This window comes from Streptomyces sp. NBC_00102 (genome assembly GCF_026343115.1).
In the GTDB taxonomy this organism is placed as follows: domain Bacteria; phylum Actinomycetota; class Actinomycetes; order Streptomycetales; family Streptomycetaceae; genus Streptomyces.
Genome location: NZ_JAPEMC010000001.1, coordinates 2,976,322 through 3,001,444 on the forward strand (window position 1 = coordinate 2,976,322; position 25,123 = coordinate 3,001,444).

A 25,123-nucleotide genomic window follows, 5' to 3' on the forward strand; every position below is an offset into this window, starting at 1 on the left:
ACACGATCGAAGGAAGTTTCGCCACCCCATTGAAATTGATCAAGCGGATCGTGACAACCGCCACGACAACGACCGCCACAACGACTGCGGCAACGGCCCTCTCGCTTTTCCGCCGACGAATGCGTCACCGGCGGGAAAATTGATCATTCGCGTTTTGTGAACGCCGGATGTCGGAGGGTGTCCGGGACGCCGGGGCCACCCGCGGGGTGATCGGTCCGGGCGCGCCGGGGGCCGGGGACCCGGGTGGGCCGCGCGGGTCCCGGTGAAGAGCCTCGGGGCAAAGGGGCGGGTCGGGTGTGAGGCGTGAGCGGCGGCTCGGTAGCCTAAGGCCGCTGACACACCCTTAGGGCGGCTTTACGTCACTCGGTCCGCCGCCCTGCGCGGTCGTGCAGTGCACCTGCGCACCACGTCCGTAGTCCGCAGAAACCGAACGTTCAAGGAGTTGCCGCCGCCGTGAGCCGCAGCCTTCGACACGGCGCTCTCGCCGCCACTGCCCTTGTGATCTCGATCGCCTCGCTGTCCGCGTGCGCCGCGGGCAACGACGCGGCAACGCTCCAGGTCCGGCCGGACAACGCGGCCACCTCGGTCGGCGACATCAAGATCCAGAACGTGAACGTCGTCACCCAGCCCGAGCACGACGCCGAGGGTCCCGCCGTGGTCACCGGTGCGCTGTTCAACCAGGGAACCGAGGACGAGACGCTGGAGGCCATCACGCTGCCCCGGTCCAGCACCGAGGTGGAGCTGCACGCCGCCAAGGGCGACGGGCCGCTCGTGGTCCCGGCCGGCGGCAAGATCGTCCTCGGCGGCGAGGGCAACGCGTCCGCCGTCATCGAGAACGGCCGCCAGGCCACTCAGAACGGCAACATCGAGCAGGTCGTCTTCCGCCTCAGCGACAGCGGCGACATCGCGCTGGGCGCCACGGTCGTCCCCTCCCGCTCCTACTTCAAGGGCTTCGGGCCGAGCGCGCTGCCCACCGCCGCCGCGTCGCCCGACGCCTCGGCCTCCCCGGACGCCACCGCGTCCCCGGACGCCTCCGCGACCCCGACCGGCGGCGAGACGTCCCCCGCCGCCGAGTGAGGCCGGCTCCGCCACGCGCACACGAGTGAAGGGCGCCTTCCCCGAGGGGGAGGCGCCCTTCACTCATCCGTGTGCCCGATGGCCGGCCACCGGTTTACGGCTCGAACTTGTAGCCCAGGCCGCGGACCGTCACCAGGTAGCGCGGGGCGCCCGGGTCGGGCTCGATCTTGGCGCGCAGCCGCTTCACGTGCACGTCGAGGGTCTTGGTGTCACCCACGTAGTCGGCGCCCCAGACCCGGTCGATGAGCTGCATGCGGGTCAGCACCCGGCCCGCGTTGCGCAGCAGCATCTCCAGGAGGTCGAACTCCTTGAGCGGGAGGTCCACCTTGCCGCCGGAGACGGTGACCACGTGACGGTCGACGTCCATGCGGACCGGACCGGCCTCCAGGGCCGCCGGCGTGACCTCCTCCGGCTCGCCGCGGCGGCGCAGCACCGCGCGGATGCGCGCCACCAGCTCGCGCGAGGAGAACGGCTTGGTCACGTAGTCGTCGGCTCCTATCTCCAGACCGACCACCTTGTCGATCTCGCTGTCCTTGGCGGTGACCATGATCACCGGGACGTTGGAGCGGTTGCGCAGTTGCCGGCAGACCTCGGTACCGGGCAGGCCCGGCAGCATGAGGTCGAGCAGGACGAGGTCGGCGCCGTTGCGGTCGAACTCGTCGAGACCATCGGGACCCGTCGCCGCCACGGCGACCTCGAAACCCTCCTTGCGCAGCATGTAGGACAGAACGTCGCTGAAGGATTCCTCATCCTCGACGACAAGCACTCGGGTCACGGAAGGGCCTCCGGGGCAGGAAAGGGTTCATGTGCGGCTGTCTCGAACGGTCCCTCGTCGTCACCGTTGACGAGTAGTGGTCCGCCGGTGGTGCGTTCCCGTACGGTGCCCGACTCGGGCAGCCGCAGGGTGAAGGTGGAGCCCTGTCCCTCGGAGCTCCAGACGGTGACCTCCCCGCCGTGCGAGGCGGCCACATGCTTGACGATGGCGAGCCCCAGGCCCGTACCACCGGTGGCTCGTGAGCGGGCCGGGTCGACGCGGTAGAACCGCTCGAAGACCCGGTCCCGGTCCTTCTCGGAGATGCCGATGCCCTGGTCGGTCACGGCGAGCTCGATCAGGGGGCGGCCCTGTCCGGCCACGCGTCGGACGGCGATACCGACACGGGTACGGGCGGGGCTGTAGTTGACGGCGTTCTCGACCAGATTGCCGAGGGCTGCCGCGAGCTGGCCGCGGTTGCCCCAGACGGAGAGGTCGCTGGTCCCGCCGGAGGCCATGGTGATCTCCTTCGACCCGGCCGGCTGACGGCAGCGGTCGATGGCCTCGGCGACCAGCTCGTCCACCCGGACGGGCTCGGCGTCCTCCAGCGGGTCGTCGTTCTGGACCCGGGAGAGGTCGATCAGCTCTTGGACGAGGTTGGTGAGCCGGGTCGCCTCGATCTGCATCCGGCCCGCGAAGCGCTCGACGGCCTCCCGGTCGTCGGATGCCTCCAGGACCGCCTCCGACAGCAGGGAGAGCGCGCCGGTCGGCGTCTTCAGTTCGTGGCTGACGTTGGCGACGAAGTCGCGCCGTACCGCCTCTATCCGGCGCGACTCGGTCAGGTCCTCGACCAGCAGCAGCACAAGTCGGGAGCCCAGCGGGGCGACCCGGGCGGAGACGGCGAGCGCGTCGCCCCGGCCCGTACCGCGGCGGGGCAGATCCAGTTCGACCTGCCGTATCTCACCGTCCCGGCGGGTGTCCCGGGTCATCTGGAGCATCTGGTCGACGGCCAGCCGGCCGCCGCGGACCAGACCGAGCGCGTACGCGGCGGAGCTGGCCTTCACCACGGCATCGCTCTCGTCGAGCACGACGGCGGACGAGCTGAGGACGGAGAGGACGGTGTCCACCCCGGGAGGCAGGGTGGCGGCGGTCTCGGGACGCACGGATGCGCGCGTCGGCTTCTTCAGTTCGCGCTCGCTCCAGCGAAACGCCAGCATCGCGATCACACCGGTGCAAAGCCCGGCGATCCCGGCTGCTGCGGCGACCGCCGCGTTCACGTCCATGTCGTCCAGGTTATGCGTCGATGCGCACGCTCTCACAGCCATACGAGTGCCTACTCGAACACTCGTCGCCCAGAGTTCACCGAGGGTATGGGTCCGGTTCACTTCTGCGGACGGATCCCGTCGCGTTCCGGCCGCACCGTGGGAGCGTGGGGTTCGACCCAGAGACCCCGGCCCCAGGACTGGAGAGGGACTTCCATGCGCGACGCCTACCACGAGGAACTCGACTCGATCGGCGATGACCTGGTCGAGATGGCCCGGCTCGTCGGGTCGGCGATCGGACGGGCCACCACGGCCATGCTCGACGCCGACCTCAATCTCGCGGAGACGGTCATCGCCGCGGACCAGCGGGTCGACGACCTCCAGCACGAACTGGAGGCGCGCGCCATCGCGCTCCTCGCCCGGCAGCAGCCCGTGGCGACCGATCTGCGGATCGTCGTCACCTCGCTGCGCATGAGCGCCGACCTGGAGCGCTCGGGCGACCTCGCCCAGCACGTCGCCAAGCTGGCCCGGCTCCGCTTCCCGGACAAGGCCGTACCGCACGACCTGCACGCGACCATCCTGGAGATGGGGCAGCTGGCGCAGCGGCTGATGGCGAAGGCCGCCGAGGTGATCATCACCAAGGACGTCGACCTGGCGCTCCAGCTGGAGCAGGACGACGACGAGATGGACCTGCTGCACCGTGCCCTCTTCCAGCACCTGATGGACGACCGCTGGAAGCACGGCATCGAGACCGCGGTCGACGTGACCCTGCTCGGCCGCTACTACGAGCGCTTCGCCGACCACGCCGTTTCGGTCGCCAAGCGCGTCGTCTACCTGGTGACGGGCGAGCACGCCGACGATCTCCAGGCCCCGACCCAGGTCGAGGGCGCCTGACCGGCACGGGGCGGGAGCGACGGGCGGGGCCGGCGGTACGGGGCCGGCCGTACGGGACGGGGCCGACGGAATCTCTGCGCGTGTGCGCCGTTGATGCGCCCGCCGGGGTGGGCATGCAATGGACGGGGGCCGGGATCGATCCCGTACCCCCCTGTCGTGCGCACCGGGCGTACGACACCGGCGTGGCGGCCTTCACGCGCCGGCCGGTGGTACGCGTTGAGGAGGACCCCATGGCACATGCGGCCGATTCCCCCCTGCCCGACCCCGAGCAGGAGACCCCGACCGAAGTGGTGCGCCTGACCGTGCTCGGGGCCTGCGGCTGCGGCTCCGGCTGCGGCTGCGGCTGCCAGTCCGGTTCGCCCTGTCAGTGCGGCGGCTGACCGGCTCCGTCCGGAGACCGGGACGCCCGCGGCGCGACGGCGTCCGCGCGGGGAGCCGGCAGGCTCCACCGGGCGGACGCCGTCGCGCGTCCGCCTCCGTGCGACGGTCCGGCCGCCGGGCGCTCCGGCGAAGCCACCGGTCCGGCGTTCACGCCCCTTCCGGGGCGAGCTCCGGGGTGTGTACCGGGGCGTGCACCGGGATCCGCGGAGCCTCGGCGGACGTCGTCGCCGCCGCCTCCGCCCGGCCGGTAGTCTCCACGAGCCGGTCGCGCTCCCCCGGCCCGGTGCCCGCCGGCCCGCCGTCCCCCGCCAGGTTGCGCATCAGCAGCCAGTAGCCGAGGGCGGTTGCCGTACCGAGCAGGGCGCAGGTCATCCAGAGCCAGGACGCCCCCCAGTGGTCGATCACGACGCCGGACATCAGCGGGGCGACCAGCGCGGCCACCGACCAGGACATCGTGTACATCCCCTGGTAGCGGCCCCGGCCCTGGGCCGGGGACAGCTTCACCACCAGGCCGGACTGGGTCGGCGCGTTGACGATCTCGCCGAGCGTCCAGACGCACACCGTCAGCGCGTACGCGGCGACCGAGCCCGCGAAGGCCGTCAGCCCGAACCCGTACCCGGCGAAGAGCGTGGAGACGATGAGCAGTTGACGCGGATCGCGGTGCTCGATGAACCGGGTCACGGGGATCTGGAGCACGACGATCAGCAGGCCGTTGACGGCGATCGCGGTGCCGAAGTCCGAGCTGGTGAGCCCGTCAGCGCCCATCGCCACCGGCAGGCCCACGTACCCCTGCTGGGTGATCAGCGCGACCAGGAACGACAGCCCGACCACCCCCATGAACCGCCCGTCCCGCAGCACGTCGGTGAGCCGCACCCCGGGCGGCTTCGCGACGGGACCGCCGGACGCGGAGGCCACCGGGGCGTGGTCGGGCCGGGATTCCGGCACCTTCAGGAAGACGACGGCGGCGCAGCACAGGGTCAGCATCGCCTCCACGAAGAAGCCGATCCGGTAGCTGTACTCGGCGATGAAACCCGCCCCGGTGGACGAGACGGCGAACCCGAGGTTGACGGCCCAGTAGTTCAGCGAGAAGGCGCGCACCCGGTCCTCCGGGGCGACGATGTCCGCCATCATCGCCTGGACCGCCGGGCGCGAGGCGTTGCTCGCCATGCCGACGACGAACGCGACCCCCGCGATGGCGACCGGGTTCTCCATGAACCCGAGCACCGCCACCGAGACGGCCGTCGACACCTGCGCGATCAGCATGGTCGGCCGCCGCCCGAGCCGGTCGGCCATCACCCCGGCGCCGAGCGAGGAGATGACCCCGCCGAGCCCGTGCAGCGAGGCCACCAGACCGGCGTACGAGGCCGAGTAGCCCCGGTCCAGGGTCAGATAGAGCGCCATGAAGGTGGCGACGAACGCTCCGAGCCGGTTGACCAGCGTGCTGGTCCACAGCCACCAGAACTCCCGGGGCATCCCGGACACCGCGTCGCGCGCGGCTCTTCGTAGACCGGCGACGGACATGCGGATACCCCCAGGACGGTACGGAACAGGTGCGGTACGAATGCCGCACGGATCCGACCGGTAAGCGGTACTGCGGCAGATCGAACATTACGAAGGACGGCTCCTCGGCCGCCACTCGATTGACGGCCGCCGTCAATCGACGGAGCCGGCGCCCCGGCCGCAGCACCGTGCCGTACCCCCGCCGGACCCACCGGGCCACCCCTCATGTGCGCCCCGCGCCGCTCGCCTGTGTACCTGTTTGTCCGTCCAGTGGCCGGACGCGCGAAGGGGGTACAGGTTCGATTACGCTCGGGCTCATGGCCGACGCGACGTACAAGCTGATCCTCCTCCGCCACGGCGAGAGCGAATGGAACGCGAAGAACCTGTTCACCGGTTGGGTGGACGTGAACCTCACCGAAAAGGGCGAGAAGGAAGCAGTGCGCGGCGGTGAGCTGCTCAAGGACGCCGGGTACCTCCCCGACGTCCTGCACACCTCCCTCCAGAAGCGCGCCATCCGCACGGCGCAGCTCGCGCTGGAGGCCGCCGACCGCCACTGGATCCCCGTCCACCGCTCCTGGCGTCTGAACGAGCGCCACTACGGTGCGCTCCAGGGCAAGGACAAGGCGCAGACCCTCGCCGAGTTCGGCGAGGAGCAGTTCATGCTGTGGCGCCGCTCCTACGACACCCCGCCGCCGGTCCTGGAGGACGGCACGGAGTTCTCGCAGAGCGCCGACCCGCGCTACGCGACGATCCCCACCGAGCTGCGCCCGCGCACCGAGTGCCTCAAGGACGTCGTCGTCCGCATGCTGCCGTACTGGTACGACGGCATCGTCCCGGACCTGCTCGACGGCAAGACCGTCCTCGTGGCCGCCCACGGCAACAGCCTCCGCGGCCTGGTCAAGCACCTGGACGGCATCTCCGACGAGGAGATCTCGGGCCTCAACATCCCGACCGGCATCCCGCTCGTCTACGAGCTCGACGCCGACTTCAAGCCGGTCAAGCCGGGCGGCACGTACCTCGACCCGGACGCGGCCAAGGCCGCCATCGAGGCCGTGAAGAACCAGGGCAAGAAGAAGTAGTCACCGCGATCGTGCCCCCGACCACGCGTACGGCGTGGACGGGGGCATTTTCGTGGGCCGGGCCGGCGCCGTCCGAGGGCTGTTCCGCGCCGCCGCGCTGACCTACCCTCAGCCCCCATGACCATGGATCAAGCCGGACCCACCGAATCCGCGGCTCCGGGTACGGCGGTGTTCGACTACGTCCCGGCCGCGACGGACTACGACAAGGCCCTGTGGCGGTTCACCCTCAGCACCCGGCACGGGCTCATCGGATCCCTGGCGATACCTCTGGCGTTCGGGGCCGCGGCGTTCGTCGCGGGGGTGCTGCGGTGGCACCTCGACGAGGCCGGGGCGATCCTCGCCGGCCCGCTCTGCCTGGTCGCCGTTTTCCTCGTGCGCCAGAGGAACCGCCGGTCCCGGACCCGTGATCAGTACGAGGCGCACGCTGCTCTCGGGAACTGCCGCACCACGCTCACCGCCGACGGGCTGACCACCACCGGTTCGTCCGGGGAGGGCAGCGGCACCACCGGCTGGAACGTCTATCCGTGGTGGTTCGAGACACCCGAGCTGTTCGTGCTCACGGGCAGCGCGGAGTACTTCCACGTCCTGCCCAAGCGCGGCGCGCACTCTCCCGAAGACCTGGTCCGGGCCCGCGCGCTCTTCGCGGAGCACCTCCGGCGCGTCTGACCGCCACCGCGGCACCCCGCACGCGGGTCACACCCGCCGACGACGGCGCTCCCGCACGCGCCTCACCACGACGACCACCGCCATCGGAAGCAGCGCCATGGCCAGGGGAAAGGTGATCCACTGCGGCCAGTCGAGGAGCTTGTCCCCTTCGTTCACCACCGTCAGAAGGCCGAACAGAGCCAGCTCCCAGCCCACTTGGGGCACGTCCCGCCATCTGCGCGGCAACGGGACCACGGCCAGCAGGATCATGAACCCGCCGAACGCAACCATGATCCAGCCGAAGATCTCCACGACGACTCCCCCACCCCTCGCTCCTTCCCGGAGGCTACGCCGCAGCCCTGTGCTTGAGCCGATCGGCCGCGCCCTCCCCTCACGAAGGAGTAACGGCCGCAACTACCGGCCCCCCGGCGCTGTCTTGTCGTTCATGAAGATTTCCTTCCTCATCCACAACGCATACGGGATCGGGGGGACGATCTCCACCACGTTCAACCTGGCCCACGCACTGGCCGAACGGCACGAGGTGGAGATCGTCTCCGTCAACCGGCACCGGGACGTGCCCGCGTTCACGCTGGACCCGCGGATCCGGCTGCGGCCGCTGATCGATCTGCGGCGGGAGAAGGACCACCCGCTGTTCGGGCTGCCGTCGAAGGCGTTCCCGCGCGCGGAGTACCGGTACGGGCAGTACAACGCGCTGACGGACCGTCGGATCGGCGAGTTCCTGGCGGGCACGGACGCGGACGTCGCCATCGGTACGCGGGCCGGGCTCAACGTGCACCTCGCCCTCCAGGCCCCCGAGCGCACCGTCCGGGTGGGGCAGGAGCACCTCACGGTGGAGAGCCACCCGCCCGCGCTGCGCCGTGTGCTGCGGCGTGCGTACCGGCGGCTGGACGGGCTGACCACCGTCACGGACGCGGACGCCGCCGCCTACCGGCGGACGATGCGGCTGCCGGGCGTACGCGTCGAGGCGCTGCCCAACAGTGTGCCGGACCCCTCGCTCCCGCCTGCGGACGGGAGTTCGCGGGTCGTGATCGCGGCCGGACGGCTGGTCCGCGTGAAGCGGTACGACGTGCTCATCGAGGCGTTCGCGCAGGTGGCCGCCGAGCGCCCCGACTGGCAGCTGCGGATCTACGGGCGGGGCGAGGAGCACGACCGGCTGCGGCGCTTGGTGGACGAACTCGCCCTGCACAACAACGTGTTCCTGATGGGCGCCGCCGCCCCGATGGAGGCCGAGTGGGTCAAGGGATCGATCGCGGCGGCGACTTCGAGCTTCGAACCGTTCGGCATGACGATCGTCGAGGCGATGCGCTGCGGTCTCCCCGTGGTGAGCACCGACTGTCCCCACGGCCCGGCCGAGATCATCCGGCCCGGTGAGGACGGCCGGCTGGTCCCGGTCGGGGACCGGGACGCGCTGGCCGCGGCCCTGCTCGACCTCGTCCGCGACGACGATCTCCGCCGCCGGATGGGCCGTGCCGCACGGGACAACTCCCGCCGTTACGCCCCGGGTCCGGTCGTCGCGCGGGCCGAGTCCCTCTTCGAGGAGCTGACCGCCGCCCGGGCCGCCGGCCGTCCGGCCGCACCGGCCGCCGGCACCGCCCTCGCGCTGGGACCGCGCGGATACGCGGCCCGGGACAGCCTGGAAGCGGCGGCCCGCGCCCTGCTCAAGACCGTACGGAAGGCGAAGCGGCGATGACCCGGACCACACCTGCCAACGGCACCGACCCGGTGCGCGACTCCACGGGCTCCGGCCCCGTCGAACTCCCTCGCGCCGACTGCACGGTGGACGGGAACGGCCGGATGGAAGTGCGTCTCGGGCTCCGTACGGCCGAACAGCCCCGGCTCCTGCTGCGGTTGCGCCCGCCGAAGGGGAAGCCCGAGTCGGTCACCCGGCTGATCGACCTGGAACCGGACGGATCGCCCGAGGAGCCGGACGACGGCGCGGGCGTGACCCGTTGGCGGGCCGAGCTCGGTTCGGAACCGGCGCTCGCGGAGGGGCGGTGGGACCTCTTCGTCCTGACCTCGCCGGACGCGGAGCGAACCCCCCTGCTGGCGGGCGTCCGTGATCTGCGCGCGCTGACGGCCGGCCGTACACCGGCACGGACACCGCTGCCGCTCGCGGTACGCGTCCCGTTCACCACGCCGGACGGCACTCTCGCCGTACGGACCTGGCTGCGGACGGCGCACGCCGAGGCGGACCGCATCGAGGTCTCCGCCGACTCCACGACCGTACGGGCCCGGCTCTTCACCGCCGGACCGGGCACGGAACCGGGCCCCGGTGCGGCGGCCCTGCTGCGCCTGCGGGGCGGGGCCGGGGAGGTGCGCGAGACCGCGCTGCACGCGGACGGGCCCGACGGTGTGCGGTTCACCTTCACCCAGAGGCAGTTGACGGACACGCCCGACGGCGGCAAGGGGGTCTGGGACGTACTCGTACGTATGCGGACGGGCGCGCGGCCGATCCGGGTGGGGCGGCTGCTGGACGACATCGCGGACCGCAAGAAGGTCTTCGTCCATCCGGCGGTCACCCTCGACGGGCTCACCGCCCGCACCTATTACACGCTGGACAACGAGTTGTCGGTGGAGGTCACGTCCGGCTGACGATCCGTCCGCACCCGTGTCCTGTAAGGCCGACGGAGTGGACGCACCCGTGTACTCGGGCCCTCCAGCCACTACCGTGGGGGGCGCCCGTCCTGGCGCCCCTCGCGCGGACGCGCGCCGGTCCCTGCCGACGGGCCCGGCAACGCTCGTCGAGAGCAAGGAGATCGGGGAGAGCACCATGGGCGAGTCTCTGAAGACTTTCGTCGGAGGTACCGAGGTGGAGGTACCCAACAGCATCCCGGCCATCCGCGCCGCGCTTCCCGACGAGAGACGCGACGAGTTCGACCGCGCCGTCAACGAGGCGGGGGTGCACCAGATTCACGCGGTGATGCGGCACTGGATGCTGGAGGCCGTTCCCGATCCCGAGGCCGAACGCATCCTGGACCGACTGGCCCGGGACGAGGCCGAGAGGCGGAGCGTGGCTTGAGTTTCCGTATCTCCTACGCCCCGCCGGCCGACGACACCCTGGCGAAGATGCGGGACGCAGAACCGTTTCGCGACGAGATGGCCCGCACCCTCGGGCGGGCTCCGTACGGCCACGGCTCCACGGCGGTGAAGGGCGAACGCGACCGCCGCGAGGCGACGGTGGCGGGCGCGATCGTCCTGTACTACGTCTCCGGTTCGGTGCTCACCGTCACCGTCGTCCGACTGGTGCCGCTGCCCTGAGCCCGAGCGGGGGCGGCAGCACCGCGGAACGGGGCGCACAACGGCCGGGCGGCCCGGCCGTGACGCCCGCGCGCGTCACGACCGGGCCGCCCGGCCGTCCGACATGAGGTCAGGAAACCTTCTTGACCTGCGCGGCGACGAGCGCGGTCGGCTGCTCCACCTTGACGCTCGGGTCCATGGCCGCGGCCATGTTGACGGTGGTGAAGGTGCTCACCGTGCTGCCCTGGCGGACCACCACGAGACCGAAGGGGAAGCTCTCGCCCTCCTGCTCCTCGACCACGTTCCACGCCACCGCCTCCTCGCCGCCGGCAACCTTCTGCTCGGTGATCGCGGAGAGCTTCTGCGCCTCGCCCTGCACCGTGGCGGTGAAGCCCGAGGCGCATGCGGTGGCCGCCTTGCGCACCGCGGCGAGGACGTCGGCCGCGTCGCCGCCCTCGTACGAGCCGAGGGAGACCATCGTGGAGCTGACGTTCAGGGCCGCGCCCATCGCGTCGTCGAGGCTCTTCTCCGACGCGTCGCCGGAGGTCGTCGTGTCCGACGCCTTCGGCTCCGCCATCGCGGTGCGGGCGGTCGTGGCGACCGGCTTGCCCTGGGGCACCGCGAACAGGGCGTGCGCGAAGGGCAGGCACTCGGCCTTGTCGGACGTGACGTCCGAAGCCTTGAGGATGTCCTCGGCGCCGGCATTCTCGATCTTGAGGTCCGCGACGTCACCCTGGGCCAGCGAGACCTTCTCCAACTCGGCGGCGGTCAGGGCCTTGACGTCGCTCTGCTCGGGCGCGGCAGACTCGGCGGACGCCGACTTCGACGTGTCCCCCGCCTTGCTCTTGCTGTCCGAGTCGTCCGACGAACCGCCGCAGGCGGTGGCCAGCAGGACCAGGGAGGCCACGGACGCGGCGAGGGCGGAACGGCGGACGAGCGAAGCACGCATGGTTCATTTCTCCTATTTCGGGAGTAACAACCCTTCGTCGGACACCAGTTGTCATCGGTCACGGCAGGATCGTCACAGTCACGCTCACCTTATGATCGAAAATTTGCCCACCCATGGTGTGCCTTCGCGCGCACGCGTGATTGTGACTCCACTGTGATCACTCTGTGAATTCGCCGACCGTTTCGGGAGTATTCATGCCGCAGACCCCCTGAGGGCTGTCCCGCAATCCCTGGTGGGTGCGCGACGACAGCTACGGCACCTCGCCGCGTTGTCGGAACGTCCACGTACATCCAGTATGCGGACGCTCCTCCGCCTTGCGATGCACCGCATCTGACGCCGCGCACTGATCCACCACGGATTACGGGACAGCCCTTTGGATCAGCGGGTTCCCCCCACCGAGGGACCCTCCACCGGGACACCGCCCACGCACCCTGGCGGACTCCGCCACGAGCGGGACCTGCTGGTCGACGAGGTGACCTTCTACCGGGCGGCGGATGTGCCGGAGCCGCCCTCCGGGCGGACGGCGCTCCTTCCGGAACACGATCCGCGGACCGTCCCTCAGGGGCGTGAACCGGCGCCCCCGTGCTCGGGGTCCGCCTCGCGGGGTGTGACGTTGAGAAAGGGTTCGAACCAGGCGGACGGCCGGAGGTCGCCTATCCCGAGCCGCTGGTTGACCTCGTCCTCCGGATCCTCCATGCCGTCCAGGCCCGCGTCGTAGAGCATCAGCACGTCGGTGTCCTGGAAGAACCGCTCGGCACACCCGTCGAAGTCGTAGTCGTCCCGGTGGGCCGGCGGGGCGGCGCCACGGGGGGCTCGCGGGTCGGTGGCGGCACGCGCGTCCCCGGCCGCCCGCGCATCCTCGATGGCGAGGTGCAGGGCCAGCTCCTCGGCGGTGCACGTGGGCTCCAGCCACCAGCCGTTCGCCAGGTCGCTCCCGATGTCCCGCACCGCCCGCGCGAACCGGTGGCGCCACGCCGCGCCGACGCCGAAGGTCACCCTGGGCAGCCGGGTGAAGACCCCGGCCCGCTCGCCGAGCCCTCCTGGGGCGAGCGGGCGGTCGCCGAGCTCCTCCGCGTGATCACGAGCGTGGTCCGCCAGCGACCGCAGCGCCTCGTGGAGAGCGGCGGCGGTACGGGGCGTGAGTTGCCACTGACAGCGCTCCTGCCCGCACCCCGGGTCCGTACAGTGCGGGGCTTCCACCTCGAACAGTGCGGCGAAGTCCGGCCGTTCCACCTCCCGCCCCGGCTCACCGGACCGGCCGGGCGGCTCGGCCTGCGCGCTGCTCCGCGTACCGGGGTGCGCAGGGCCCTCCGCTCCCCGGAGCCAGCCGGAGCCGAAGTCCGCCACCACCTCCTCGCGGCTCCAGCCCGCGATCTCGTCGTCCGCCTCCGCGGACAGCCGGTACGCCTGGACACGGTCCGCGAGGGTGTCCGCGCCCGCCAGCTCGCCGCCGTGCTCGGCGAGCCACAGCGTGGCGCCGATGAGGTCCTGCGGGTCGTGGGGTCCCAGCCGGTCGGCGGGCAGCGGCTCCCAGCCCTCGTCGGCGGCGGCAGCGAGCAACGCCTGACGGTCGTGGACGTGGAACTCCCGCAGCAGCGCGATCCGGAAGACCGGACCCGTGAGATCGGCGAGTCGGGCGCCCTGCGGGGCTTCCGGCGCAAGGGACGCCCGCTCGCCCCCCGGCGCACGGCCGCCCACCCGCACGTGGCCGTTCTCCTGCGCGTGGCCGTTCTCCTGCGCGTGGCCGTTCTCCTGCGCGTGGCCGCCCTCCGACGGCCAGGCGCCCGCGAGGGCACGGCCGACCGCGACCCGCAGGGAATCCGCCGCTTCGTCCGGCAGCCGCCCGCACAGTTCGTCCACCGGTCCGGCGTCCCACGCCCCCGCCGGTGCGTGCAGCGCCCGGTGGAGCAGGCGGGCCGCCTCGTGGGCGAGTCCGGGGCCGGGGCAGGTCAGGACGGGATACAGGGACGGGGGACCCGGGCGGTGGTCCACCAGCGCGAGGACCCGGCTGCCGTCGGGGGTGTGCTCGCAGTGGAAGGCACGCGGCACGGCAGGACGAGGCTGACTGGGCACGCGGTGGCTCCGGGGAGGTGAGGTGCGGACGCGTGAACATCTGCCCCGGGAACCGGGGATGACACGCCGTCCGGGCCACCTGCCGGACCTGCGACCGGCGCCCGCACCTCCCGGAAGCGGCCGGTATCAGTCCGTCTCGGTGCGCCGGGTCAGGTGCGCGAACGCGTCGAGGTTCCTGGTGGACTCGCCCCGCGAGACCCGCCAGGCGTACTCCTTGCGGATGGCGCTCGCGAAGCCCAGCTCCAGCAGGGTGTTGAACGCCCCGTCGGCCGCTTCGAGCACCGTGCCGAGCAGCCGGTCCAGCTCTTGCGGGGTGACCACGGCGAGCGGCAGCTTGCCGGCGAGGTAGACGTCGCCGAGCCGGTCCACGGCGTAACTCACGCCGAAGAGGCGGAGGTTGCGTTCCAGCAGCCAGCGGTGAACCGCCGCGTCGTTCTCGTCCGGGTGCCGGATGACGAAGGCGTTGAGGGAGAGGGAGTGCTTGCCTACCAGCAGCGAACAGGTGGTGGAGAGTTTGCGGGTGCCGGGGAGCGTCACGACGTAGTTGCCGGGCCCCGGGCTCTCCCATTGCAGGCCGGCGTCGCCGAGGGTCTCCTCGATGATCCGCGCCACTGCCGCTTCGTCCGCTCCCTCAGCCATGCTGCGAGCGTACGACAGCGGGTACCCGCGCACCCGGTCGGTGTGCGGGCGGCTCAGCCCTGGCGGGAGCGGACCCGGCGGCGGTGATCCTGCATCGCGCCGCCGTACACCTCGGCGGTCGCGGCGGCGGCGGTGCCCCAGCCGAATGACTGCGCGTGTTCGGCGGCGGCGGCGCCCATCCGGTCGACGAGCTCCGGCGCGCGGACGAACCGTTCGAGCGCCAGCGCGTACGCCTCGGGGTCGTGCCCCGGGATCAGGAAACCGCTGACGCCGTCCCGTACCGCCACCGGCAGCCCGCCCACGGACGCCGCGACGACCGGCGTGCCGACCGCCTGGGCCTCTATCGCGACCAGCCCGAAGGACTCGCTGTACGACGGCATGACCAGCACCGACGCGGCCCGGAACCAGTCGGCGAGCTGGTCCTGACCGACCGGCGGCTGGAACCGTACGACGTCGGCGACGCCGAGCCGGGCGGCCAGCTTGTGCAGGACCTCGGGCTTGGCGAGGCCCGTACCGCTGGGGCCGCCCACCACCGGCACGACGAGGCGGGAGCGGAGCGACGGATCACGTTCCAGGAGTACGGCCGCTGCCCGCAGCAGCACGTCCGGCGCCTTCAGGGGCTGGATGCGTCCGGCGAAGAGCGGGATCAGGGCGTCCTGCGGCAGTCCGAGCCGGGCGCGCGCGGCGGCCCGCCCGTCGCCCGGGCAGAAGCGCTCCAGGTTCACGCCGGGGTGCACGACCGCGACGGAGGCCGGGTCGGCGTCGTAGAAGCGGACGAGTTCGTCCGCCTCCTCCGCCGTGTTGGCGATGAGCCGGTCGGCCGCGTCGACGATCTGCGTCTCGCCGATGACCCGGGCGGCGGGTTCCGGTGTGTCGCCCTCCGCCAGCGAGGCGTTCTTGACCTTCGCCATGGTGTGCATGGCGTGCACCAGCGGGACGCCCCAGCGCTGCGCGGCCAGCCAGCCGACCTGGCCCGACAGCCAGTAGTGGGAGTGCACGAGGTCGTAGTAGCCGGGGCGGTGACCGGCCCAGGCCTGCATCACGCCGTGGGTGAAGGCGCAGAGCTGCGCGGGGAGATCCTCCTTGCGGAGCCCCTCGTACGGTCCCGCGTCGACGTGGCGCACCAGCACTCCGGGGGCCATCTCGACCGCCGGGGGAAGGGAGCCGGTGGTCGCCCGGGTGAAGATCTCCACCTCGATGTTGATCGCGGCGAGGCGCCTGGCCAGCTCCACGATGTAGACGTTCATGCCGCCGGCGTCACCGGTACCGGGCTGGTGGAGCGGCGAGGTGTGCACGGAGAGCATCGCGACCCTGCGCGGCCTGCGGTGCCCGGCGGCGAACCCGGCCGTCAGCCCGCTGCCACGGCCGCCCGGGAATCGCAGGCGCGGGGTCACGCGACCGCCGCCGAAGCGGGAGACGTCACGGCTCACGTCCGGACCTCCTCAGGGCATGCCGATCGCGGGGACGGTCATCCCCTCGTGAGGCGGAACATCGGAAGACTCCCGATACATTTCCGTCTTTGCCAAATCATTGCCATCGCGTGTCAACCTTCGGCATACTCCGCCCACCCGGCCCGCACTCTCCGGTGACCGATGGCGATCTCCGCCCCCGCGGAGCGGAACGGCCCCCGCGTATACCGCCCGCGCGGGCCCCGGACCGGTCACCCGCCTTCGCACTCCGGCGCACACCTTCCGTACGCACGCCCGCGCACTCCCCCTCTCTGCACGCCCGCGTGCGCCTGCGCCCCACCGCCCGCGCCCTCACCCCCCGCCTCCCGCGCCCCGCACCTCCCGCCTCCCACCCGGCTCCCCCGTCGCCCGCACGCCCCTCGTCCTCCGCCACGTAGGCTCGACCGCATGCACCAGCGCCCCATCGGGACCGTGACCCGCGGGACCACCAACCCCAACCGTCTCCGTCGCATGGACCGCTGGATCGCCGCCACGCACGGCCCCGCGCTGCGGCGCGCGGACGCGCCCGTCGCCGTGGACCTCGGCTACGGCGCGGCCCCCTGGACCGCCGTGGAACTCCTCGCCCGGCTGCGTACCGTCGCCCCGCGCACCCGGGTGGTCGGCGTCGAGATCGACCCGGCGCGGGTCGCGGCGGCGCAGCCGTACGCCCGCGAGGGGCTGACCTTCCGGCACGGCGGCTTCGAGGTCCCGCTCGACGAGCCGCCCGCCCTCATCAGGGCGGCGAACGTGCTGCGCCAGTACGACGAGGACCAGGTCGCCGCGGTCTGGGAGCGCCTGTGCGCGCGGCTCGCCCCGGACGGGCTGCTGGTGGAGGGCACCTGCGACGAGATCGGGCGCCGGCACGTGTGGGTGGCGCTGGGGCCGGAGGGCCCCCGCACGGTGTCCTTCGCCGCGCGGCTCGGTTCGCTGGACCGGCCCTCGGACCTCGCCGAGCGTCTCCCCAAGGCGCTGATCCACCGGAACGTGCCCGGCGAGCCGGTGCACGCCTTCCTCCGCGACTTCGACCGGGCCTGGGCGACCGCCGCCCCGTACGCCTCCCTCGGCGCGCGCCAGCGCTGGATCGCCGCCGCGCGCTCGCTCGCGGCCGACTGGCCGCTGCGCGACGACGCGCGCCGCTGGCGCCAGGGCGAACTCACGGTGTCCTGGGAGGCTCTCCGCCCCGGCGGCTGAGCCGTGCGCGGGAGGCCGGCGCACCGCCGGAGACGACCGCGGGGCGTACACGCGGGAGCGCGCTCGGGATCAAGGGGGAAAGCCTCGTGGCGGCGCGCGCGTGTGACGCGTCCTTCAGCGGGCACCCCTGTTGCTTTTCGGGACGGCATGGCACGATCGCGACGTTGTCGAAAAGTTACTGACAGTAAGTCACATGAGCGCTATCGGGCCTTTTTGCTCCACGGTGCCGGAGGGGGAACTCGTTCGTGAAACGACGTCACTGTGCCGCAGCAGCACTCACGGTGGTCTGCGCACTCGCCGTTCTCTCCGCGCCGGCCCAGGCATGGGCCGCCCCCGCACCGCCCACCGCCTCGGCCACCCGGGCGCCCGCCGGGAAGTCCCTCGCCGAGGTGCGCGAGGAGATCGACCTCCTCTACCGGAAGGCCGAGGCCGCGACCGACGCGTACAACCTGGCCGAGAAGCAGGTGGCGGAGCAGACGTCCGAGCTGGACGACCTCGGACGCGCCATCGACGAGGGCCGGCAGAAGATAGCCCGGCTGAAGGACCAGGTCGGCGCCCAGGCCCGGGAGCAGTACCGCAACGCCGGCCTGCCGCCCGGCACCCAGCTCGTCCTCAGCAGTGACCCCCGGCTCTTCCTGTACGGCCTCAACCAGATGCGCCAGAGCCAGCAGGCCTCCGACGGCGTACTGGCCGAACTGAACCGCACCCAGGCGGACCTGGAGCTGTACACCCAGGACGCCCAGGTCAACTGGGACGAGCTGGAGGCCGGGCGGGTCGAGCAGGCCCGGGCGAAGGCGGAGATCAACGCCCGTATCGACGAGGCGAAGAAGCTCGAAGCCCGGCTGGAGAAGGAGGAGCGCGCCCGCCTCCTCGCGCTGGAGAAGCAGGCGCAGGCCGCAGCCCAGTCCTCCTGGCTCAGCTCCGGCGCCCTCAAGGACATCAACCGCGAGGCCAGCCCCAGCGGCAAGGCCGCAGTGAAGTTCGCGCTCGCCCAGATCGGCAAGCCGTACGTCTGGGGAGCCGAGGGCCCCGATTCGTACGACTGCTCCGGGCTCACCTCCCAGGCGTGGGCGGCGGCGAAACGGCCGATACCCCGCACCTCCCAGGAGCAGTGGGCCCAGCTCAAGCACATCGCCATCGGGGACATGCGCCCCGGCGACCTGATCATCTACCACGGTGACGCCACCCACGTCGGGATGTACATCGGTGACGGCATGGTGGTCCACGCCCCGCGCCCCGGGCGGAACGTCACCCTGACGGGGGCGGGCTCGATGGAGATCCTCGGCGTGGTGCGGCCGGACGCGTAGGGCCCCGGCCCGGATCGTCCACAGGGTGTGCACATCGCGCGGCCGGAGTCCGGAGCCCGTACCGGTGAGCGCGCGGCGGACGTACCGGTGAGCGCGCGCCGGACCGTACCTCCGCACGCGCGCCGGAGTCCGTACGACCGCCGAGCGCCGGGCGGGCGTTCCGGCTCGCGCGCGGGCGTGTGACCCACTTCCCACGCGCGTACGCGCCCGCGTGATGTTTGTCATGGCATCCGCGCCCGCACCGGAGGGCCGCACCGCGCCGGATCCGTGCCAGGACGCGGCTTATGACTGCGCATATGACTCCGGCGTGCCCACGCGCGCCATTCCGCTCCCGGCCCGCAGACCGCTATGGTCCCGGTCTGGCAGGTCGTCGATCGTCGTCCCGCCCGCGCCCTCGGGGGGAGGGAAGGAAACCCGGAAACCGATGCCCGTACCCGTACCTCAGCAGCGTGCCGTACCCGCTGCGGAGACCACCAATGGAGCCGACCTCACCCTGTTGGTGATCCAGGACGACCCCACGGGCACCTTCTCCCTCCCGGACCTCCCCGTGGCGGCCGGTACCCGGGTCCGCGTCCGTACCGCCCGCAACCTCACCGAGGCGGGCCGACTCCTCACGGACGACGTCGACTGCATCCTGCTCGACCTCTCGCTGCCCGGCGGCGCACGCGCCACGACGACCGGCACCGCACCCGCACCCGCCGCCACCGCCGGCGCACCGGTGGACGGCGAGGCCGTCCCGGGGCGCGCCGACGAGCTCGCCGCGCTCCTGCACGTCCTGCGGATCGCGCCCCAGCACGCCGTGCTCGCGCTCACCGCCGAGGACGACGCGGAGCTGGCGGCGGAGGCGGTACGCGTCGGTGCGCAGGACTACCTCTTCCGCGACGAGCTGGACGCCCGGCTGCTGAGCCGCGCCATCCGGTACGCCGTACAGCGCAAGCGGGCGGACATCGCCCAGCACCAGCTGACCGAATCCCGGCTGCGCGCCCAGGAGAACGCCCGCCTGGAACGCGGCCTGCTGCCCACCCCGCTGCTGAACGGCTCCGACCTCGGATTCGCCGCGCGCTACCGCCCCGGCCGCAGCCGCGCGCTGCTCGGCGGCGACTTCTACGACACCGTCCGCACGCCGGACGGCACCGTGCACGCGATGATCGGCGACGTCTGCGGCCACGGCCCGGACGAGGCCGCCCTCGGCGTCGAGCTGCGCATAGCGTGGCGGGCCCTCACGCTGGCCGGACTCTGCGGGGACGAACTGCTCTCCACGCTCCAGCAGGTGCTGGAGCACGAGCGCGAGAGCGAGGAGATCTTCGCGACGCTCTGCACCGTGGACATCGCCCCGGACGGCCGTCGCGCCGGGCTCTGCCTCGCCGGGCATCCGGCACCGCTGATCTCCCGGGCGGGCCGCTCGGCGCGCCTCCTGCCCTTCGAGGACGGCGGACCGGCGCTCGGCCTGCTGCCGCGCGCCCGGTGGCCGCGCCGCCAGGTCGAGCTGGGCGGATCCTGGCAGCTGATGATGTACACGGACGGGCTCATCGAGGGCCGCATCGGCCAGGGCAACCAGCGCCTCGGCCAGGACGGCATGGTCGCCATGGTCGACGCGCACCTGACCGAGGGGCTGCGCGGCGAGGAACTGCTCGACGCCGCCGTCGCCCAGGTGCGGGAACTGAACGGCGGCGAGCTCACCGACGACGTGGCGGTCCTGCTGCTCTCCCGCGACCGGGACAAGGACCGGGACCGGGCGCGCGACCGCGAGCGGGACCGGGCACGCAAACGGGGCAGGCTCGCCGTGCGAACCCACCCCGTACCGTCGGCCGCCGTGGCGGCCGCCGTACCGCCCGTCGTCCCTGTCGTACCCGCTCAGCGCCCGCCGTTGTAGGGGCCGTACGGGCCGTCGCTGCTGGACCCGCCGCGACGCTTGCCGCCGCCGGAGACCGCCTTGAGCGCGGGCCGTACTCCCACGAGGAAGACGATGGACGCCACCGTCGCCGCCAGGATCAGGAACATCATCGGGGCGACGAAGTTCTCGATCAGGCCGACCGCGACGGCGGCGGCGAGGAGAATCACCCAGAACTTCTTCGTCTGCTTGTCGGCCGCCCGGTAGGCGTCCTCGCGGGCTGTCGCGGCGAAGATCAGGGCCACCACGGCCAGGACGAGCATGAGCTTGAACAGCAGCCAGACGAACAGATCGAAACCGTCGGTCAACACGGGGTGCACCGCCTCGTAGTGGGTGAGAGCCTTCCGGCACCTACGGCAACCGTACCGAAACGCGGAACGGGCCTCGGGTCACGATGCCCGCTGCGCTCCGTATCAAGCCCGTGTCCGGAAACCGTCGCCCGGACGTCGCACGCATGCCGGGGCGGGATGCCGTCACGGCACCCGCACCCCGGCTCGCTCCGCTACTTCGCGGGCGGGGTGGACTTCTTCGCCGTCGCCTTGCGCGGCGCGGGCGCCTGCTTCGCCGGGGCGGCCTTCGCCTCGGCCGGTTTGGCGGCGGGAGCGGGCTTCACGGCGACCGGCTTCACGGCGGCCGGCTTGGCCGCCGCCGGCTTCGCGGCGGGCTTCGTGGCAGCGGTACCGGGACCGGCCTTCGCGGCCGGCTTCGGGGCGGCCTTGGCGTCCGTCTCCACGACGGCGGCGATCTCGACGATCTCGTCGGCCGCCTCGCCGCGCCACGCCTTCACGCTCTGCTCGCCGCGCTCGGCGACCCTCTCGTACGCCTCACGGGCCCGCACCGCGTACTCGGCGGCCACGCCGATGCTGCGCAGCGCCAGGTCCTGCGCCGTCTCGCCGAGCTTGCGCAGGTCGGTGTCGAACGAGCCGATCACCTCGGTGACCTTGGCCTGGACGCTGGCCTGCGCCTCCCGGGCCTGCGTGGACACCTTCTCCTGCACGGCCTTGGGGTCGGTGCTGCGGACCGCGTCGAACCGCTCGGGCGCCTCGGCCCGCAGCTGCTCGATCAGCCCCGGCACCTTGCGCGCCTGCTCCACGGCGAGCTCGGCCGTTCCGGCGGCGAAGTAGAGGGGGGTGGGGTCGGTGAGGGTCTTGCGCAGGTCATCGGTGATGGCCATGACTGTGGTCCTCCCGGATCAGAGTTCGTGGTGAGGGTCTGCGGCATCGCTGCCGCCGGACGTACGGGGTTCGCGGGCGCTCGTGGTGCCTTCGTCAGGCGTACCGCTCGTATCGGTTGTATCGGTATCAGCTGAAACGTCCGTACCGGGGACGAAACCGTTCTCCCGGCGGAACGAGTCGTAGATCTGCAGCAGTACGTTCTTCTGCCGCTCGTTGATCGACGGATCGGCCATGACGACCGCCCGCGTCTCCAGCTCGCCCCGCTCCCGCTCGTCCAGGATCCCGGCCCGTACGTACAACGTCTCGGCCGAGATCCGCAGCGCCTTGGCGACCTGCTGGAGCACCTCCGCACTGGGCTTGCGCAGGCCGCGTTCGATCTGGCTGAGATACGGATTGGACACCCCGGCGGCATCCGCGAGCTGCCGCAGCGAGAGTTGCGCGCTACGGCGCTGCTCCCGGAGGTACTCGCCCAGGTTGCCGACGTTGAGTGATGCCATGGTTCGATGATGCGACGAGGGTGCTAACAATTGCAAGCGGTTGCTTGCAAAAGTGTGGCGCGTGTCGTGCGACCGTCGGGTGACCGGGTGACGTGTCCCTGTCCGTTCCCTGTCTATCTGCGCTTTCCCGACGAATCTGCAGTGTGAAGTGAACGTGTCCCGGACGACCTGCGCAGCGAGCTGCCCTACCGGCCCGCGAGGAGGATCGGACCGGATTTTGGCGGGTAGCGGGCTGAGGGCTGTGTTCGGTGCAGGCGTCCGGGCGTTCGCCTAACGGTGGTTTTGCCGGAAGGGATCGCGGCGGTGCCGTACTGTCCCGTGAAGCCGTGGCGAGCTGTTGATGCTGGTGCTGTCGCGCTTGGCGGTCAGGATGGCTGGACTTGGTCGAAGACGGCGAGGGCTTCGGCGGGGTTCGAGCTCACGAGGCGTTCCAGACCGGCCGTCGTGATCTTCGCCCACCTGCCGGCCCGTGCCCACATTTGTTCCTCGAAGGCGCGGACGATCTCGTCCAGATCTTCAGGGCCGGTGGCGATGGACTCGGCGAGTTCGGCGCCTTCGAGCATCGCGAGGTTCGCGCCCGCCCCCAATGGGGGCATCAGGTGGGCGGCGTCGCCCAGTAGCGTCACCCCGGGGATGTGGGTCCAGGTGTGGGACACGGGCAGGACATAGAGGGGGCGGTGGACGAAAGCGGTGCCGTGGCAGAGGAGGTCGAGGACGGGAGCGGTCCAGCCGTCGAACAAAGCCAGCAGGCTCGATCGCACGGCCTCGACGTCGGCCAGGTCCAGGTTCGTGTGCCAGTCCAGCGGCGCGCGGAACTGGGCGTACACCTTGACGTGGCCGCCGCTGTTGCGCTGGGCGACGAGCGCGCGGTTCACGCCGTACACAGCCATGGAACCGTCGCCGATCAGCCGGGCGAGGTCGGGGTGGCGGGTGTCGACGTGGTCGAGGGAGGTCTCGACATAGGTGACGCCGGTGTAGTGCGGTGTCACCGGCGAGACTGCCGGGCGGATCCGGGACCAGGCGCCGTCCGCGCCGACCACGAGGTCGAACGTCTCCTGTCGCCCGTCCGCGAAGTGGACCAGTACGCCGTCCCGGGTCCCCGGCACCACCTGCGTTACGCCTCGGCCCCACTGGACGTCGAGAGGGCCGAGCAGCAGGTCGCGGAGTTGTCCGCGGTCGATCTCGGGGTTGGCTCGATCATCCGGGCGGGGTTGCCAGTCGCGCAGGACGGTCCCGGCTGTGTCCAGGATGCGCATGGCCTGCCCCTCGGGACGAGACAGCGCCTGGAAGTCCGCCAGCAGCCCCGCCTTGTCCAGCGCGCGCTGGCCCAGCCCTTCCTGCAGGTCCAGCGTGCCGCCCGGGGGGCGGGTGTCCGGGGCGGGATCGCGTTCGAGGACGGTGACGGGGTGGTCATAGCGGTGCAGGACGCGGGCGAAGGTAAGGCCGGCAGGACCGCTTCCGACCACTGCGATGCGATGTCTCATACCGATACACTGTATTGCTCGCATACGGTGCATTGCAACGGTACGGTGTGAGCATGACTGTCTGGGACCGGCCGGAGCCGCCGACTCGCCCCTTGCCGCTCGACCGGGAGCGGATTGTCGCCGCCGCCATCGCACTGGCCGACGAGGGCGGGCTGGAGGCGGTGTCGTTGCGCAAGGTCGCGGCCCGCCTGGACGCCGGTCCGATGCGGCTGTACAGGTACATCTCCACCAAGGAGGAGCTGTTCGACCTCATGGTGGACGAGGTCCAGGCCGAGATTCTCCCCGAGGAGCAGCCCGGTGACTGGCGGGAGGCGCTGCGCGCCCTCGCCCATCGCACGAGGCAGGCCGCTCTCCGTCACGAATGGCTGGCCGACCTGCTCGGCGGCCGTCCGGCCCTGGGCCCGAACGGCCTCGCCGTGACCGAGGCCACGCTGGCCGCCCTCGACGGCCTCACCGATGTCGACACCGTCATGCGCGCCGTGGAGACTGTGAGCGCCTACTTCATTGGCGCGATCAGGCGCGAGATCGCGAACCTGCGGGCCGAGCGCGCCACAGGCCTGTCCAAGCACGACTGGCAGCGCGCCCACGGCCCGCATGTGACGAGAATGCTGGCCACAGGCCGCTTCCCGGCGCTGGCCAAGGCCGTGTACGACGGCACGGACGTAGACGCCCAAACATCCTTCGCAACCGGCCTGGACTGGGTCCTCGACGCCGTGGCCGCCAAACTCACCGGGCCATCAGCGTGACGCTCAGCTCTTGCAGAAGGTGATCGAGGGGATCGCGCCGGACTGTGTAATCACCCGGACGAGGGGTTTGGTCCCATTCGAGCTGCCCAGTCCCTGCAGGTCTGCAAAGTGGCATACATGGGGCTGGGTGTGCTGGAGGGGGCGAAGCCGTCACAAGTAGACGGCTTCGAGGTCGGCTGGCGGGACGACCGGGGTGAACATCGGCTGCCGTTGTCGGATGCGGTCTCGGTGCCGTTCGAGACCGGGCGGCCGGTCCGCGGCTTCCCGTCGTATCGCGGGCAGCGGCATTTCCCGGGGTTGTACTGGTCGGCGACGACCGGCGGACACGTGGGGTTCGAGTCCTGGCTGGAGCGTGATCACGCGATGCTGCTCGACTTCACGCCGGAGGTGGCGGGGTTGCTGTCGCAGCCCCTGTGGTTGTTCTGGGAGGACGAGCGGGGCAAGCGAATCTCGCACGCTCCGGACTACTTCGCTCGGTTCAAGGACGGGCGGGGGCTGGTGGTGGACTGTCGGCCGCTGGACCGGATCGACTCACGGTCGGCGGCCAAGTTCGCGGCGACGCACACGGCTTGTGAGGCGGTGGGGTGGGGATACCGCGTCGTCGGCGAGGTGGATCCAGTGCGGATGGTGAACGTCCGCTGGCTGGCGGGGTACCGGCATCCACGGCACGGGACCGATGACGGGCTCGCGGCCCGGTTGTTGGCGCTGTTCTCGGTGCCGTCGCCGCTGGTGGCACAGGCTGCGCTGCTCGGTGACCCGATTGCGGTGTTGCCGACGGTGTTCCATCTGCTCTGGCTGGGACGGCTGACAGCGGATCTGTCGCGGCCCCTGTCGGATGCCACGCTGGTGTCACGGGCGGAGGCTCGGTGAGCAGGC

The 25,123-nt window shown here is 71.7% G+C and carries 26 protein-coding genes; 14 read left to right on the forward strand and 12 right to left on the reverse strand.

The genetic code is table 11. From position 1 onward, the window contains the following. Window positions 1-453 precede the first annotated feature (453 nt). Window positions 454-1,077 (forward strand): DUF461 domain-containing protein, encoded by a 624-nt coding sequence (locus OHA55_RS13230; RefSeq protein WP_266705990.1) that lies wholly within the window; start codon window positions 454-456, stop codon window positions 1,075-1,077. 94 nt (window positions 1,078-1,171) lie between these two features. On the opposite strand, the gene OHA55_RS13235 is transcribed toward OHA55_RS13230, so the two are convergent. Together OHA55_RS13235 and OHA55_RS13240 are read right to left on the reverse strand one after the other, a co-directional pair. Continuing rightward, on the reverse strand, window positions 1,172-1,852 hold the full coding sequence (locus OHA55_RS13235) for a response regulator transcription factor (protein WP_266705992.1): 681 nt from the start codon (window positions 1,850-1,852) through the stop codon (window positions 1,172-1,174). Then, window positions 1,849-3,111, reverse strand: coding sequence for a cell wall metabolism sensor histidine kinase WalK (locus OHA55_RS13240; protein WP_266705994.1), 1,263 nt, complete (start codon window positions 3,109-3,111; stop codon window positions 1,849-1,851). The genes OHA55_RS13235 and OHA55_RS13240 overlap by 4 nt, the downstream gene beginning before the upstream one ends. 195 nt (window positions 3,112-3,306) lie before the next feature. On the opposite strand from OHA55_RS13240, the gene phoU reads away from it, so the two are divergent. Further along, complete coding sequence (gene phoU, locus OHA55_RS13245; protein WP_266705996.1) at window positions 3,307-3,984, forward strand: phosphate signaling complex protein PhoU; 678 nt, start codon at window positions 3,307-3,309, stop codon at window positions 3,982-3,984. A gap of 230 nt (window positions 3,985-4,214) precedes the next feature. Next, window positions 4,215-4,364 (forward strand): hypothetical protein, encoded by a 150-nt coding sequence (locus OHA55_RS13250; RefSeq protein WP_266705998.1) that lies wholly within the window; start codon window positions 4,215-4,217, stop codon window positions 4,362-4,364. A 148-nt stretch (window positions 4,365-4,512) separates the two neighbouring features. Here OHA55_RS13250 and OHA55_RS13255 read toward each other — a convergent pair whose 3' ends face one another. Continuing rightward, window positions 4,513-5,886, reverse strand: coding sequence for an MFS transporter (locus OHA55_RS13255; protein ID WP_266706000.1), 1,374 nt, complete (start codon window positions 5,884-5,886; stop codon window positions 4,513-4,515). A gap of 296 nt (window positions 5,887-6,182) precedes the next feature. Here OHA55_RS13255 and OHA55_RS13260 point away from each other — a divergent pair, with 296 nt between their 5' ends. Beyond that, window positions 6,183-6,944: a phosphoglyceromutase gene (locus OHA55_RS13260; RefSeq protein ID WP_266706002.1), complete on the forward strand. Its 762-nt coding sequence runs from the start codon at window positions 6,183-6,185 to the stop codon at window positions 6,942-6,944. A gap of 117 nt (window positions 6,945-7,061) precedes the next feature. Continuing rightward, window positions 7,062-7,610: a YcxB family protein gene (locus OHA55_RS13265; protein ID WP_266706004.1), complete on the forward strand. Its 549-nt coding sequence runs from the start codon at window positions 7,062-7,064 to the stop codon at window positions 7,608-7,610. Window positions 7,611-7,637: 27 nt separating this feature from the next. Here OHA55_RS13265 and OHA55_RS13270 read toward each other — a convergent pair whose 3' ends face one another. After that, window positions 7,638-7,901 carry a hypothetical protein gene (locus OHA55_RS13270; RefSeq protein WP_266706006.1) on the reverse strand — a complete coding sequence of 88 codons (264 nt, stop codon included), beginning with the start codon at window positions 7,899-7,901 and terminating at the stop codon, window positions 7,638-7,640. Window positions 7,902-8,034: 133 nt separating this feature from the next. On the opposite strand from OHA55_RS13270, the gene OHA55_RS13275 reads away from it, so the two are divergent. The 4 genes from OHA55_RS13275 (at window position 8,035) to OHA55_RS13290 (ending at window position 10,868) form a co-directional block, all read left to right on the forward strand. Then, window positions 8,035-9,300: a glycosyltransferase gene (locus OHA55_RS13275; protein ID WP_266706008.1), complete on the forward strand. Its 1,266-nt coding sequence runs from the start codon at window positions 8,035-8,037 to the stop codon at window positions 9,298-9,300. After that, window positions 9,297-10,202 carry a hypothetical protein gene (locus OHA55_RS13280; protein ID WP_266706010.1) on the forward strand — a complete coding sequence of 302 codons (906 nt, stop codon included), beginning with the start codon at window positions 9,297-9,299 and terminating at the stop codon, window positions 10,200-10,202. Before OHA55_RS13275 ends, OHA55_RS13280 begins: the two co-directional genes overlap by 4 nt. A gap of 178 nt (window positions 10,203-10,380) precedes the next feature. Continuing rightward, complete coding sequence (locus OHA55_RS13285) at window positions 10,381-10,629, forward strand: hypothetical protein (protein ID WP_266706012.1); 249 nt, start codon at window positions 10,381-10,383, stop codon at window positions 10,627-10,629. After that, window positions 10,626-10,868: a hypothetical protein gene (locus OHA55_RS13290; protein ID WP_266706014.1), complete on the forward strand. Its 243-nt coding sequence runs from the start codon at window positions 10,626-10,628 to the stop codon at window positions 10,866-10,868. Before OHA55_RS13285 ends, OHA55_RS13290 begins: the two co-directional genes overlap by 4 nt. A gap of 109 nt (window positions 10,869-10,977) precedes the next feature. Here the strand turns inward: OHA55_RS13290 and OHA55_RS13295 are convergent, their stop codons facing one another. The 4 genes from OHA55_RS13295 to mshA form a co-directional block, all read right to left on the reverse strand. Beyond that, the gene (locus tag OHA55_RS13295; protein ID WP_266706016.1) at window positions 10,978-11,796 is read right to left on the reverse strand and encodes a hypothetical protein; all 819 of its coding nucleotides are present in this window, start codon (window positions 11,794-11,796) and stop codon (window positions 10,978-10,980) included. A 558-nt stretch (window positions 11,797-12,354) separates the two neighbouring features. After that, window positions 12,355-13,869 (reverse strand): hypothetical protein, encoded by a 1,515-nt coding sequence (locus OHA55_RS13300; protein ID WP_266706018.1) that lies wholly within the window; start codon window positions 13,867-13,869, stop codon window positions 12,355-12,357. 126 nt (window positions 13,870-13,995) lie between these two features. Further along, a complete protein-coding gene (locus OHA55_RS13305; protein WP_266706020.1) occupies window positions 13,996-14,508 on the reverse strand; it encodes a YbjN domain-containing protein in 513 nt (170 codons plus the stop codon). A 53-nt stretch (window positions 14,509-14,561) separates the two neighbouring features. After that, window positions 14,562-15,938: a D-inositol-3-phosphate glycosyltransferase gene (gene mshA / locus OHA55_RS13310; protein WP_266706022.1), complete on the reverse strand. Its 1,377-nt coding sequence runs from the start codon at window positions 15,936-15,938 to the stop codon at window positions 14,562-14,564. Window positions 15,939-16,364: 426 nt separating this feature from the next. Between mshA and OHA55_RS13315 the strand changes: the two genes are divergently transcribed. From OHA55_RS13315 to OHA55_RS13325, 3 genes are all read left to right on the forward strand, one after another. After that, window positions 16,365-17,147: a class I SAM-dependent methyltransferase gene (locus OHA55_RS13315; RefSeq protein ID WP_266706024.1), complete on the forward strand. Its 783-nt coding sequence runs from the start codon at window positions 16,365-16,367 to the stop codon at window positions 17,145-17,147. Between the two features lie 245 nt (window positions 17,148-17,392). Then, window positions 17,393-18,454, forward strand: a complete 1,062-nt coding sequence (locus OHA55_RS13320) for an NlpC/P60 family protein (RefSeq protein WP_266706026.1) — start codon at window positions 17,393-17,395, stop codon at window positions 18,452-18,454. Between the two features lie 424 nt (window positions 18,455-18,878). After that, window positions 18,879-20,327, forward strand: a complete 1,449-nt coding sequence (locus tag OHA55_RS13325; RefSeq protein WP_266706028.1) for a PP2C family protein-serine/threonine phosphatase — start codon at window positions 18,879-18,881, stop codon at window positions 20,325-20,327. Here the strand turns inward: OHA55_RS13325 and OHA55_RS13330 are convergent. The 4 genes from OHA55_RS13330 to OHA55_RS13345 all read right to left on the reverse strand — a co-directional run bounded on the left by OHA55_RS13330 (window position 20,309) and on the right by OHA55_RS13345 (window position 23,501). Continuing rightward, a complete protein-coding gene (locus OHA55_RS13330; protein WP_266706030.1) occupies window positions 20,309-20,656 on the reverse strand; it encodes a DUF2516 family protein in 348 nt (115 codons plus the stop codon). The two genes, OHA55_RS13325 and OHA55_RS13330, sit on opposite strands and share 19 nt — an antisense overlap. A gap of 191 nt (window positions 20,657-20,847) precedes the next feature. Then, a complete protein-coding gene (locus OHA55_RS13335; RefSeq protein WP_266706032.1) occupies window positions 20,848-21,519 on the reverse strand; it encodes a hypothetical protein in 672 nt (223 codons plus the stop codon). An 18-nt stretch (window positions 21,520-21,537) separates the two neighbouring features. Next, window positions 21,538-22,017 (reverse strand): helix-turn-helix domain-containing protein, encoded by a 480-nt coding sequence (locus OHA55_RS13340; protein ID WP_266706034.1) that lies wholly within the window; start codon window positions 22,015-22,017, stop codon window positions 21,538-21,540. A gap of 365 nt (window positions 22,018-22,382) precedes the next feature. Further along, entirely contained in the window at window positions 22,383-23,501 is a 1,119-nt protein-coding gene (locus OHA55_RS13345) for an NAD(P)/FAD-dependent oxidoreductase (protein WP_266706036.1), read from the reverse strand. Between the two features lie 53 nt (window positions 23,502-23,554). Here OHA55_RS13345 and OHA55_RS13350 point away from each other — a divergent pair, with 53 nt between their 5' ends. Further along, window positions 23,555-24,247, forward strand: coding sequence for a TetR/AcrR family transcriptional regulator (locus OHA55_RS13350; RefSeq protein ID WP_266706038.1), 693 nt, complete (start codon window positions 23,555-23,557; stop codon window positions 24,245-24,247). A 117-nt stretch (window positions 24,248-24,364) separates the two neighbouring features. Beyond that, window positions 24,365-25,117, forward strand: coding sequence for a TnsA-like heteromeric transposase endonuclease subunit (locus OHA55_RS13355; protein WP_266706040.1), 753 nt, complete (start codon window positions 24,365-24,367; stop codon window positions 25,115-25,117). The last annotated feature ends 6 nt before the right edge of the window (window positions 25,118-25,123 follow it).

What these genes read in the sequence shown, in the direction of transcription:
- OHA55_RS13355 (WP_266706040.1), top strand. Translation starts at nt 24,365, where the DNA reads ATGGGGCTGGGTGTGCTGGAGGGGGCGAAGCCGTCACAAGTAGACGGC.
- phoU (WP_266705996.1), top strand. Translation starts at nt 3,307, where the DNA reads ATGCGCGACGCCTACCACGAGGAACTCGACTCGATCGGCGATGACCTG.
- OHA55_RS13280 (WP_266706010.1), top strand. Translation starts at nt 9,297, where the DNA reads ATGACCCGGACCACACCTGCCAACGGCACCGACCCGGTGCGCGACTCC.
- OHA55_RS13275 (WP_266706008.1), top strand. Translation starts at nt 8,035, where the DNA reads ATGAAGATTTCCTTCCTCATCCACAACGCATACGGGATCGGGGGGACG.
- OHA55_RS13255 (WP_266706000.1), bottom strand. Translation starts at nt 5,886, where the DNA reads ATGTCCGTCGCCGGTCTACGAAGAGCCGCGCGCGACGCGGTGTCCGGG.
- OHA55_RS13305 (WP_266706020.1), bottom strand. Translation starts at nt 14,508, where the DNA reads ATGGCTGAGGGAGCGGACGAAGCGGCAGTGGCGCGGATCATCGAGGAG.
- OHA55_RS13335 (WP_266706032.1), bottom strand. Translation starts at nt 21,519, where the DNA reads ATGGCCATCACCGATGACCTGCGCAAGACCCTCACCGACCCCACCCCC.
- OHA55_RS13350 (WP_266706038.1), top strand. Translation starts at nt 23,555, where the DNA reads ATGACTGTCTGGGACCGGCCGGAGCCGCCGACTCGCCCCTTGCCGCTC.
- OHA55_RS13325 (WP_266706028.1), top strand. Translation starts at nt 18,879, where the DNA reads ATGCCCGTACCCGTACCTCAGCAGCGTGCCGTACCCGCTGCGGAGACC.
- OHA55_RS13250 (WP_266705998.1), top strand. Translation starts at nt 4,215, where the DNA reads ATGGCACATGCGGCCGATTCCCCCCTGCCCGACCCCGAGCAGGAGACC.
- OHA55_RS13265 (WP_266706004.1), top strand. Translation starts at nt 7,062, where the DNA reads ATGACCATGGATCAAGCCGGACCCACCGAATCCGCGGCTCCGGGTACG.
- OHA55_RS13285 (WP_266706012.1), top strand. Translation starts at nt 10,381, where the DNA reads ATGGGCGAGTCTCTGAAGACTTTCGTCGGAGGTACCGAGGTGGAGGTA.
- OHA55_RS13345 (WP_266706036.1), bottom strand. Translation starts at nt 23,501, where the DNA reads ATGAGACATCGCATCGCAGTGGTCGGAAGCGGTCCTGCCGGCCTTACC.
- OHA55_RS13340 (WP_266706034.1), bottom strand. Translation starts at nt 22,017, where the DNA reads ATGGCATCACTCAACGTCGGCAACCTGGGCGAGTACCTCCGGGAGCAG.
- OHA55_RS13315 (WP_266706024.1), top strand. Translation starts at nt 16,365, where the DNA reads ATGCACCAGCGCCCCATCGGGACCGTGACCCGCGGGACCACCAACCCC.
- OHA55_RS13240 (WP_266705994.1), bottom strand. Translation starts at nt 3,111, where the DNA reads ATGGACGTGAACGCGGCGGTCGCCGCAGCAGCCGGGATCGCCGGGCTT.
- OHA55_RS13260 (WP_266706002.1), top strand. Translation starts at nt 6,183, where the DNA reads ATGGCCGACGCGACGTACAAGCTGATCCTCCTCCGCCACGGCGAGAGC.
- OHA55_RS13295 (WP_266706016.1), bottom strand. Translation starts at nt 11,796, where the DNA reads ATGCGTGCTTCGCTCGTCCGCCGTTCCGCCCTCGCCGCGTCCGTGGCC.